The organism is Paracoccus sp. NIOT.M2S5SZ12 (assembly GCF_057748165.1).
On sequence record NZ_JBYLFR010000034.1, the window covers coordinates 1 to 11,102 of the forward strand.

The 11,102-nt window shown below is 60.8% G+C and carries 8 protein-coding genes and 2 pseudogenes; 3 read left to right on the forward strand and 7 right to left on the reverse strand.

From position 1 onward, the window contains the following. Window positions 1-329 precede the first annotated feature (329 nt). From AC2SGK_RS17515 to AC2SGK_RS17540, 6 genes are read right to left on the reverse strand one after another with little or no spacing between them, the layout of a single operon-like run. Entirely contained in the window at window positions 330-1,535 is a 1,206-nt protein-coding gene (locus tag AC2SGK_RS17515; RefSeq protein WP_488324691.1) for a GIY-YIG nuclease family protein, read from the reverse strand. Beyond that, window positions 1,528-3,576 carry a DEAD/DEAH box helicase gene (locus AC2SGK_RS17520; RefSeq protein ID WP_488324692.1) on the reverse strand — a complete coding sequence of 683 codons (2,049 nt, stop codon included), beginning with the start codon at window positions 3,574-3,576 and terminating at the stop codon, window positions 1,528-1,530. The genes AC2SGK_RS17515 and AC2SGK_RS17520 overlap by 8 nt, the downstream gene beginning before the upstream one ends. Beyond that, the gene (locus AC2SGK_RS17525; RefSeq protein ID WP_488324693.1) at window positions 3,573-3,986 is read right to left on the reverse strand and encodes a hypothetical protein; all 414 of its coding nucleotides are present in this window, start codon (window positions 3,984-3,986) and stop codon (window positions 3,573-3,575) included. The genes AC2SGK_RS17520 and AC2SGK_RS17525 overlap by 4 nt, the downstream gene beginning before the upstream one ends. Next, complete coding sequence (locus AC2SGK_RS17530) at window positions 3,986-6,748, reverse strand: class I SAM-dependent DNA methyltransferase (protein WP_488324694.1); 2,763 nt, start codon at window positions 6,746-6,748, stop codon at window positions 3,986-3,988. Before AC2SGK_RS17530 ends, AC2SGK_RS17525 begins: the two co-directional genes overlap by 1 nt. After that, window positions 6,745-7,167 carry a PIN domain-containing protein gene (locus AC2SGK_RS17535; RefSeq protein ID WP_488324695.1) on the reverse strand — a complete coding sequence of 141 codons (423 nt, stop codon included), beginning with the start codon at window positions 7,165-7,167 and terminating at the stop codon, window positions 6,745-6,747. The genes AC2SGK_RS17530 and AC2SGK_RS17535 overlap by 4 nt, the downstream gene beginning before the upstream one ends. A 2-nt stretch (window positions 7,168-7,169) precedes the next feature. Continuing rightward, window positions 7,170-7,418: a FitA-like ribbon-helix-helix domain-containing protein gene (locus AC2SGK_RS17540; protein WP_127899921.1), complete on the reverse strand. Its 249-nt coding sequence runs from the start codon at window positions 7,416-7,418 to the stop codon at window positions 7,170-7,172. 202 nt (window positions 7,419-7,620) lie between these two features. On the opposite strand from AC2SGK_RS17540, the gene AC2SGK_RS17545 reads away from it, so the two are divergent. Next, window positions 7,621-8,301 (forward strand): uracil-DNA glycosylase, encoded by a 681-nt coding sequence (locus tag AC2SGK_RS17545; protein ID WP_488324696.1) that lies wholly within the window; start codon window positions 7,621-7,623, stop codon window positions 8,299-8,301. On the opposite strand, the gene AC2SGK_RS17550 is transcribed toward AC2SGK_RS17545, so the two are convergent. After that, a complete protein-coding gene (locus tag AC2SGK_RS17550; protein WP_488324697.1) occupies window positions 8,218-8,661 on the reverse strand; it encodes a transposase in 444 nt (147 codons plus the stop codon). The two genes, AC2SGK_RS17545 and AC2SGK_RS17550, sit on opposite strands and share 84 nt — an antisense overlap. Window positions 8,662-8,780: 119 nt before the next feature. On the opposite strand from AC2SGK_RS17550, the pseudogene AC2SGK_RS17555 reads away from it, so the two are divergent. Together AC2SGK_RS17555 and AC2SGK_RS17560 are read left to right on the forward strand one after the other, a co-directional pair. Further along, window positions 8,781-9,002 (forward strand): annotated as a pseudogene (locus tag AC2SGK_RS17555) (Y-family DNA polymerase); the annotation flags it as partial. A gap of 1,137 nt (window positions 9,003-10,139) precedes the next feature. Continuing rightward, a pseudogene (locus AC2SGK_RS17560) lies at window positions 10,140-10,700 on the forward strand (IS3 family transposase); the annotation flags it as partial. Window positions 10,701-11,102 lie beyond the last annotated feature (402 nt).

Genomic DNA, 11,102 nt, shown 5'->3' on the forward strand with positions numbered 1-11,102 from the left:
ACGCCCTCGGCACAGCCGAGGTCGCCCGCGTCGCCTGAACCTAAAGGGGAAAGGGGAAGTCACGCCTCAAGCCGCCTTTCTGCAACAACGCCCTGCATGATGAGCATCAATCTATGACGGTTCGCCCACTTAAGAGGTGGTCCCGGTAATGCTGAAGGCGGGAAGCTAACGAGCCGACATGAAGCTCCAGCTTGTGCCCATCTGGATCCAGAAAATACAGCGACGCGCCCTCGGAACGGCTTTCCTTCCAGATGGGTGCGGTCGTGCGGACCTGCGCCGCTAGAGACTCAAAGTGGGATGCCGCAACGTCGAGGGCGAGGCGAGTGTAGTCATGACATCTTGCTGTTATGCGCCCTTAGCTGAGCTTGCTTTGGGTCATAGACAAAGCCTGAAATAGTACCCTCCTTGATTTTCTCAACAGCATCTCTAATCGCGTATATCGGCACTAGGAACCATTCTCGCGGTGTCACAGGTCGGCCAAAGCGATCCATGATCTCGATATCCAGCCGTGCAGGCTCAAATATCCGATGGATCAGATTTTCCAGTTTGGTACGGTTGATGTTGTAGAGCTCATAGGTCGCCACAACCTCGACATTGGCCATTAGGAACGTTGGCTGCAGATGGGCCCCGGCGATCCGCTTTTCGACGCTCAGGTTTGTGACGCCGATCTTGTGGATCAGCTCTCGGTTTGCGGCCACCAGCGGATGCTCAGACTTGCTGCGCAGGACGTAGATGGTCCCGCTGGCTTCATCGCCATCCATCGTCTGGTCAGAGAAAAGCGGGCCTGCTGAAGGCTCGGTAATACGCCGCCCGGCCTCGTCCTTGTTCAGGGCGCGCTGCAGGGATCGCATGAGCATATTGCTCTCGGTGCCGTTGTCGAAGATCACCCGCAGCCGGGCATCAGTGCGCCCTTGGTCGTTGGTGATCGTCTCGCCCTTGTCGGCCACATAGGCTTTCTGCCCATTGACGATGAAAAAGCGGCCCTTCTCGATCTCGGCCTTCATCTCAAAGGGACGGGTCTCGCGCAGTCCACTGTTCAGCTCCTTCTGAACCTGCTCGAACAGTGGCTTGAAGGCCGCGAAATCATCGCACTTTTCCCGCGCCGCGATTTCGTCGGCGGCCTTCTTCTCGGCGGTTGAGCGCACATGGGTCAGCTCTGTAATCGCCGGGGCGACGACCTCCACGCCCAGCTCTGCCAGAAGGGCATCATCGTCCAAGCTGTCCAGATCAGGCCCGATGGCTTCCCGATATACCCCGGACAGAAGTCCCTGTCTGTCCAGCGGCGCGACCAGCTCACGGCACTCAGTCTGGTCGCGGATGCGCTCCAGCCGGACAGCATAGAGACGCTCAAAAACATCCCGATCCTCCCCATGCTGCGGCAAGCGCCCATGCTTTGTGACGAAGTGCTGGATTTCCTCAAATCCAGCAATGATCCGCTCTTCGCGTGGCGTACGAGCGACATGCTTCCTGGTCTCGATCTCGATGCCGAGCTCGGCCAGCAATGCGTCGTCTTCGTCGGTGAATGTCTTAGCCATTGGCAGCCTCCTGCTTCATGCGTGCCAGAAAGGCTACGCCTTCAGCCATCTTCTTTTCCCATGGATCAGTTGCAGTCAGGGACGGCACACGTCCCCGCTCCTGCTTGAATTTTACAGCCCTTCGGACCAGGTCGCGCGCCTCGTCCGGAGACAGTTGGATCTTCTTGGCTGCGATGACTGCTGCGATCTCTCTGAGGCTTGCCTCGCTCATGGTTTTGGCGAGGATCGCGTAGGCCTCCCCGAAGGGATTGATCCGATCGATCAGGTCAATGTCCAGCTCGCGCACATCCATCGCAAATTTCCGGACACCGTCGATCAGAGCGGTATTACCCGAGGTGGTTTCACCGGCACTGTCTGTCAGTGCGATTTCCTTGGCCTTCTGGGTCAGGTTCAAGGCAGCCACGGCATGCTGGCGCACCGCCTCCTGGTCTTCTGGATCCAGCTCGGGAAATCTCGCGCCGACGATCTTGCCCATGCGGACTTGGGTCAGCTCTTCGGGCACCATCTCCTCATCAAAGAGGCCCCGTTCGATCGTTGTCTTATCCTGCACGAATGCCGTGATGACCTCATTGAGATCTTCTTGGCAGATGCGCTTTGCTTCCTTGCTCTTTGGCTCAGACAGCCCTTTGATCTCGATCTGGAACTGGCCGCTGGCCTCGTTGAAGCCTACATTTTCCTTGGCAGGATCATAACCCTCTGCGCCGTAATCAAAGCCTTCGACCGGACCGCTCTTTGGGCTCTTAGGCGTGAAATTGAACCGGGGCGCCAGAACCTGCTCCATCAGCAGACTGGCGGCAATGGCCTTCAGCGTGTCGTTCACCGCCTCGGTGACGGCCGCCTCTGCGGCGTCAGGTTCGGCAATCAGGTTCGTGAACCGGGCGCGGGTCTTGCCTTCGGCATCGCGTGTGGCGCGACCGATGATCTGCACGATCTCCGTCAGGCTGGCGCGGTAGCCGACCGTCAGCGCATGTTCGCACCAGATCCAGTCAAAGCCCTCCTTGGCCATGCCCAAAGCCACGATGATATCGACATGGTCGCGGTTGTTCTTTTGCGTGGGGTCTTTCAGGGCAGCCGAAACTCTGTCGCGCTTGGCCGGCTCGTCATCCACCAGATCAGCAATCCGCAGCATCCGCCCGTCCGGTGTTCTGACCAGTTGAAATCCCGTGTCCCGATCGGTCCCCTGCCAGTCGCCCAAGGCATCGATGATATGCTCGACCTCGCGGTGCTTGTCCTTGGTGCTTTCGCGGGAGTTCACGTTCGGAATGTGCAGGATCGTCTTCTCGTTCGGGTCCAGCACCTTGAGGATGTCATCGGCATAGGAGCCCGAGTAGAAGAAGTAGCCGATATCCAGCGTTTTCAGATGCTGATAACCGTTCAACTGCTCGTAATAGGTATAGGTGACGGTATCGAACCGCGCTTCATCCTCAGGTGACAGGACCGCCTCGGCGTCACCGCGGAAATAGGACCCGGTCATGGCGACCAGATGCACCTTGTCGCGGGCCACCAGCGCGCCCAGATGCGTGCCCAGCTTGTTGTCGGGATTGGCCGAGACGTGGTGAAACTCGTCCACCGCGATCAGGCGATCATCGAACGCCTCGACCCCGAACCTGTCCACGGCAAAGCGGAAGGTGGCATGGGTGCAGACGAGCACCTGGTCCTCACTGGCCAGGAACTTGCCCACTGCTCCCACCTTGCCGTCATCTCCGCCGGGCGCATTGCACAGGTTCCATTGCGGCTTGACGGTCCAGTCGGCCCAGAACCCATGCTGGCTCAGCGGCTCGTCGTTGAAGCTGGAGCCGATCGATTTCTCCGGCACCACCACAATGGCCTGGCGCAGGCCCTGGTTGTGCAGCTTGTCCAGCGCGATGAACATCAGCGCCCGCGACTTGCCCGAGGCTGGGGGCGACTTGATCAGCAGATACTGCTCGCCCCGCCTGTCATAGGCGCGTTCCTGCATGGCCCGCATCCCAAGCTCGTTCGCCTTGGTCGAGCTGCCATTGGCGGCATAGGTGACGGAAACGGACGGGACGGCCTTGGTCATTGCGAAATCCTGAACTGGCTCAAATAGGTGGTGGCCCAGGCCGGGGGGCTGGGCCAATGGCGGAAACCGTGCTGATGCCACGAGACACTGTCCGCGCCGATCTTGGCATTCGTCTCCATGAAGCTGACCAGCGCGTCGTGGTCATAGAGGTACAGCTCATCACCGTGCAGAAACGCAATGTGGATGCCCCTGCCATGATATTTCCGGTCGATGACCAGCCGGCCCTTGAGCTGGACCTTCAAGAAGGTCTCGCCGTCGATATGCACGGCGATGAAGTCCGCCCCCTGCCAGTCATCCGTCAGGCGGATGCTGTTGAAGCCGTAATCGGCCAGCCGCGCCGCGATCTTCTGGAAATTGTAGTTTTCCTTCTGGCGCGAGTTCAGCTGGGCATAGGCGATGCGGCTGAACATCAGGCGCTGACCTTCGTGGTCATCTTCGTGTACATCTCGAACAGCTTTTCCAGCCGTTCGGTGTCATTGCGGAAGCGGCGGCCGATATAGATGCGCTCCAGAACCTCGTCGTTATGGTCATGGGCGGCGCGCAGGTTGGCGGGCATCTTTTCCGGGTCGTAAAGGTCGGCGATGGTGGCGGGGAAATGCGCCTCGCGGGCCAGAAGGATGCCCTCCGCCGCCGCTGTCAGGTCGGCGCGGTTCTTTTCGGTCAGTTTCGGGACGGGGAAGGTGTTCCAGCCTAGGGTGTTGGAATAACGGTATCGGGTTTCCAGCTTGCCGCAGACCGTGGCGATCCAGACCAGATGCAGACGCGATGCGATCAGCGCCATGTTCCAGATCGGGGCGTTGTAGAAGGCGAAGGCAAGATTGGAGACGATTGTTCCAGGTTCTGAATACCCGCAAGGCAAGTATTCACGGCTTTCCGATGACACACTGGGGACGACGATTACGGTTTCTGAGCCAGATTGACGCAATTCTCCAAATTTGTGAGGCGTTTTTGCGGAATCAACTGTCGACTGTTTTGTGCTATTTAGACGCATAACTCGCACGCCCTCGATGCGTGCGCGAATTGGCTCAATACTCATCGCTTCTTGCAGATGGTTGTTCTCAATCCACAGGCAATAACGCTCCAGACCTCTAATAAACTCGGCAGAACCGTAAATCCGGCGAATGAATTTCTGATGTTGCTCGGGAGTCAGGCCAAGGGCGCTTACTTCATCCGCACTTAGGAGCAAATTACCACCATCCACAGGCTTGTTGCCAAAGCTCATTTCTGCGGCGTCATTCGTTGGCTTGGTGGCTTTGTTGATCACGACATTCGGCGCAGCCACTAAATAAGCATTGATATTGTCCGTTTCCTTTGCGACTAACCCACCATCATCAGCGAGAGAAAAGATTTTTCGAATAGTCGTTGTTTGATTGGAAATTGCTATGATTGCTACTGTAACGCCTGCATTATGACTGGCCAAGTTAGCCCATTTGAAGCTAGTCTGAGCAAAGGCAATCTCGTGTCCCGTCTTGAAAATCAGCGGCCAAAGGATCGGCACCTGCTGGCCTTGGCAAATCGAGTTGGTGGACACAAAGGCCGACACGGTGGGCGTATGCAGCCCATAATCGGCGGCCTTCATGAACCACCCTGCCACATAATCGAGCGACTTCCAGCTTGACGTGCGCCCACCGAATATGCGCTGCAAGTCCTCTTTTTGTTCTGCGCTTTGCCATGTTGATCCCAGGTAGGGCGGGTTCCCGCAGATGTAGGTCTCGCCCCCCTCATTCGCGAAGTCGATCTGCGCCTGATCCAGCGGCGACATGAACAGGTCATCGGCCTGAAACTTCACCCCCGTCCCCGTGGGCGGGCAGACCGACAGCCAGTCCAGCCGCAGGGCATTACCGCAGGTGATCCAGTTCTGCGCGTCCAGCGGCAGGAACTCGGCCAGCGCTTCCTTTTGCCCTCGATGGGTCACGTCGCACTGGTACTCCGCGATGATCAGCGCCAGCCGCGCGATCTCGGCCGAGAAGCTGCGCAGCTCGATCCCGCGATAATTGGTCAGGGGAATGTCGGTGCGGCGGTCCGCCTCTCCGCGGCGCCGGTTGATCTCGGCCTCGATGGCCCGCATCTCCTTGTAGGCGATGACCAGAAAATTGCCCGACCCGCAGGCCGGATCAAAGATCCGGATCCTGGCCATGCGCGCACGCAGGTTGGCCAGCTTGCGGGCGTTGTCGCCCGCCGCCTCCAGTTCTGCCCGCAGATCGTCCAGGAACAGCGGGTTCAGAACCTTCAGGATGTTTGGCACGCTGGTATAGTGCATGCCCAGGACCGAGCGTTCCTCCTCGTCCGCGACGGCCTGGATCATCGAACCGAAGATGTCCGGGTTGATCTGCGTCCAGTCGAGGCCGCCGATATGGGACAGATAGCGCTGCGCGATCTTCGAGAAGCGCGGCACATCAGTGCTGCCCGAGAAGAGCCCTCCGTTCACATAGGGGAAAGCATCGGCCCACCGCGGCAGCTTGGCCTCGGCTCGTTTCGCGATGGGCGTGTTCATCGCGCGGAAGATCTCGCCGATGACCTCATGCGTGTTGGCACCGTCCCGATCCGACATCCGATCAACCGTCGTTGTAAACAGCCGCTCAGTGGCGAAGATGTCGGTGTCCTCGGCAAAGAAGCAGAAGATCAGCCGCGCCATGAAATGGTTCATGTCATCGCGGCGGCCCGAGCTGCCCCAATCGGGGTTGTCCTTGATCAGCTCGACATAGAGACGGTTCAGGCGGCTGGTGGCGCGGATATCGAACGCGCTCTCCCGGATTTGCTTGACCGTGGAAATGCCAGCAAGCGGCAGGAAGAAACCGAAATGGTCCGGGAAATCGACATAACGGCAGGCGATCGTCTCGCCGCTGGTGATGTCTTCTGCCTCCAAGTCGATGCCATCAGTGGCAAGGATGAACTTGGCCTTGGCGCGGGCCGTCAGAGGATTGGCCCTGAGCTCGGCCAGCGCTTCGGCGACAGCGCCAGGCGCGCAAGCTGCCAGGTGGATGTTGTTCGTCTGGAGAACGCCACCCCACGGGCCAGCAAAATCAGACTTGTTGGTCCCGCCGCTGCGAAGCCGCTTGATCGTCGTGTCCTTGTTCCCGAAGGCCATCAGGAAGGCATAAGGGAATTCGGCGGGGTCGAAAGGTTGCTCTGCCAGTTCGGAGATGGCCTGTTCAATTTCAACGGCGTTCATTCAGCATTCCAGGGATTGATCAGATCTATGCCACAACCCTCGAAGTCGGGCGTGTTCCGGGTTGCAACAGGTGCGCCGTGGGCATGCGCGATTGCGGCGATCTGGCAGTCGGCCTGCATGATCGGGCGACCGGCAGCACGCCGTCCCGCTGCGATGACTGCATAAGATTGCGCGGCGGCACTGTCGAAGGGCAGAATGCGGCCCGCCATATCCTCACGAAGGATATGATCAACGGCATCCATCAGGGCGGTGCGCCGTTTCCCCGCAGGCATGATGGCCAAGCCGTGACGAAGCTCGGCTTCGGAAATTGCTGTCAGATAAACATTCTGGCCGTCTTGCTGAGAAAGCCACCGCTCAACGCGCGGCTCAGGCTCAGGGCGCAACAGCTCGGAGACCACGTTCGTATCAACGATGATCATGCTCACGCCTGATCAAACGCTGGCGGGTCTCTCATGGGCTCTCGCGGCGGCAGGTCCAAGGTAACCCCTCCAAGAGGCGCAACACGGGCTCGAATAGCTGCGGCCAGGTTATGATTCGGCTTCGCTTCCCCCACGACTTCGCGCAGGATTTCGCGGGCTTCCTCCTCCATGGAGCGACCATGCTCAGCAGCCCTGATGCGCAGCCGTCGCTTGACGTCATCCTGAAGGTTTCTAATTGTGATGCTGGCCATGGTACCTCCGCATAGGCTGTCATCATCGCATGCAACGCTATCATAATCAACAACAGGCTTTTGGCTTGGGGTATGTCTGTGCGATCTCCCGTGCGAGTTCCGCCTAGCGAGAAACTGCAAAAAACCCTTAGCCTGTACGAAGATATTGCGGCCTACCAAAACAGGCGTGGTAAGCTGATCGCCATGGAGATTGACACTCGCAATGCCGCGCAAAAGCAAATTCGTTTACGATGTGGAGGATGAGCTTATCATCATTCCGGCAGACGGCCTCACTGCCCCTGATGTGCCGCGCGGCTTGCGCGATATCCGCCAGCTCACCTATCGCAAGATGCTGCGCGACAGCCCCCACATGGTGCCGCTGAATGACATGGTGGCAGGCCTCAGAGCCGAAGGCCGCGGGTCCGTTCCAGACTTCGATCCGATGGACGGCGGCGTGGATGCCCGCATCCTCTTTCTTTTGGAGAAGCCTGGCCCCATGACAGACGCCGATCGGCCAGGTCGCGCCGGTTCCGGTTTCATCTCCCGCGACAACGATGACGAGAGCGCTGCAGCCACGTTCACGTTCATGCAGCAAATTCCGATCATGCGAAATGAGACCCTCATCTGGAATGCGATACCTTGGTGGAATGACAGCATAAGGGTGACGCCTGAGGAGTGGCGACTTGGACTGCTACGTTTGGAGGCGTTGTTGAACCTCTTGCCCCGCCTTCAAAGCGTGGTCCTTGTCGGTAAGAAGGCCGCGCGTGCTGCTAACATGCTGGCCATGCGAGACCTAAGGGTCTGGCACTCAGCCCATCCCTCACCACGTGTCAGAGCGCGGTACCCTGATCAGCATGCGGCCATTCCCGGCATTTGGGCCAAGGCGGCAGCCTCGCTCAACTAGGTCATGTTGACAAATGGCGGATCCAGAGACGGATCGACGTGATGTCAATGAAGCCGAGTAAGCTTTCCGCCGTCTTGTCGTAGCGGGTCGCGACGTGCTTGGCGGTCTTGAGCTTGTTGAAGCAGCGTTCGACCAGATTACGCAGGCGATACAGCGAGCGATCGACACCAATTCGCTTCTTGCGGGGCTTCGCATCGGTATCACGGGCAGGACGTTTCGCGCCTCCATGCCTTCCCTGATCTTGTCTGCATCGTAGCCGCGATCCGCGAGCAGCACGCTCGGGCGGGGCAGATTATCCGCCATCACCAGATTGAAGCCGAGATAGTCCGACGTCTGGCCTGGCGTGATCTCTGTCCTCATGGGAAGCCCGTGTGCATTGACGAGGAGGTGGATCTTGGTCGTGAAGCCACCTCGAGAACGGCCGAAACCGGCGGGTGGTCACCGCCGCCTGCCCCGCCGCACTCGATCTGGGCCTGCGGGTGGGCATGACGGTCGCCCGGGCGCAGGCGCTGGTGCCGGATCTGCGCATAGAGGCGGACGACGCGGCAGCAGATGCCGCCGCGCTGGAGCGGCTGGCGCTGTGGCTGCTGCAGCGGGTCGCGCCCATCGTCTCGGCCGATCCGCCCGACGGGATCGTCATCGACTCGACCGGCGCCGATCACCTGCACGGCGGCGAGGCCGCGATGCTGGAGTTGCTGGCAGGCAAGCTGGCGCTTTCCGGCATCACCGCGCGGCTTTCTCTGGCCGACAGCTGGGGCGCGGCCCATGCGCTGGCACGCTACGGGTCGGACGGCGTCGCCATCGTGCCGCCCGGCGGCTCGGACGCCGCGCTGGCGCCGCTGCCCCTGGAGGCTCTGCGCCTGCCTGCTGCCACCGCGGCCGGTCTACGGGATCTCGGCTTCGAGACCATTGGCGATCTGATGGATCAGCCCCGTGCGCCGCTCACACGCCGCTTCGGCGCAGAACTCTGCCGGCGTCTGGATCAGGCACGGGGGCTGGCATCCGAGCCGATTGCGCCCCTGCGCCCGAAGGGGCTGATCGAGATCCGCCGTGCCTTCGCCGAACCCATTGCCGCACCCGAGACCATCGCCCGCTATATCGGCAAGCTGGTGGGACAGCTCTGCTCGGAGCTGGCCGCCAAGGGGCTCGGCGCGCGGCGGCTGGACCTGCTCTGTTCGCGGATCGATAGCCGCACCGAGGTCCTGCGCGTGGGCCTCGCCGTGCCGCAGCGCGACCCTGCCCGGCTGACCCGGCTGCTCTGCGACCGGATCGTCACCCTTGATCCAAGGCTGGGCATCGAGATCATGACCCTGACCGCCACCATCGCCGAGCCGCTGGTGCCGCGACAGGCGGCCACCTCGCTTCTGGAAGAGGCGGCGCCCGATCTCTCCGGCCTGATCGACACGCTGTCAAACCGACTAGGGGCCCGGTCGGTCTTCCGCTTCGCCGCGGTGGCCAGCGACGTGCCGGAACGCGCCACCATCCGCATCCCGCCGCTGGCGGATACGGCCACCCCCGGCCTGGACGCCTGGCCCGACCATTGGCCGCGCCCCGCGCGCCTGCTGCCGCGACCCGAGCCGATCGAGACCATGGCGCTGCTGCCAGACCACCCGCCCCGCTGGATCCTCTGGCGCGGGGTGCGGCGCCATGTGCAATGCGCCGACGGGCCGGAACGCATCTTCGGCGAGTGGTGGAAGCGCGACGCCGAGGCCCAAGCCGTGCGCGACTACTTCCGCATCGAGGACGAGGCCGGGGCCCGCTACTGGATCTTCCGCCAGGGCGACGGCGAGGACCAGGCAACCGGATCTCATCGCTGGTTCCTGCACGGGGTGTTCGGATGTCCGCTGGACAAGGTCAACCGCCAGTTCCGGGTGCCAGCGCCCAACATGCTGTGGGTCAGCGACTTCACCTATGTCGCCACCTGGAAGGGCTTCGTCTATGTCGCCTTCGTCATCGACGCCTATGCCCGCAGGATCGTCGGCTGGCGCGTCAGCGCCTCCCCTCAAGCCGGGTTTGTCCTGGATGCCCTCGAACAGGCTGTCCACGAACGCCGCCCGGTCAAGGGCATGGGGTTGGTTCACCATAGTGATCGGGGCAGTTAATATCTGTCCATCAAATACACCGAACGGCTGGCCGAGGCCGGCATCGAGCCCTCGGTCGGCAGCGTCGGTGACAGTTACGACAACGCCCTGGCCGAGACGATCAACGGCCTTTTCAAGGCTGAGGTCATCCACCGACGCGGCCCCTGGCGCAGCTTCGAGGCCGTCGAATATGCCACGCTGGAATGGGTCGACTGGTTCAACAACCGCCGTCTCCTCGAGCCGATCGGGAACATCCCGCCCGCTGAAGCCGAGGCCAACTTCTACGCAGCTCTGGAAACTGAAACCATAGCCGCGTAACTAAAGACAATCAGCCTCCGGCAAACCCGGCGCGGTTCATCGTGATTTCTGGAGAGCAGTCTTAGCGTCGGGCGGGCATTCCCTTGGAAAATCGAGGAAGATGTCGACGGTCCGCTGCTCCTTGTCGCAGCGACGAGCCATGATGAAGATGATCCCGCCGGAAGCACTCTCATCATTGATTACAAATTGTTGGGCGTCGAAGCAGAATTCACACTCCTAAGCGAGCGCCCCCTACCACGCCAATCTCATTCATGTGACGTTTCCCCACCTCCCATCCAGCGTGAGCGCGCCTGCGGGTTTGAGTTTGGTCGGGTTGGGCAACGGGGTGTGGCGCGGAGCTTTGCGGGTTGGGCAGCGTCAGGCCCCGGTACGGGGTGAAGGTCCGGACGAACGCGGCAGGCG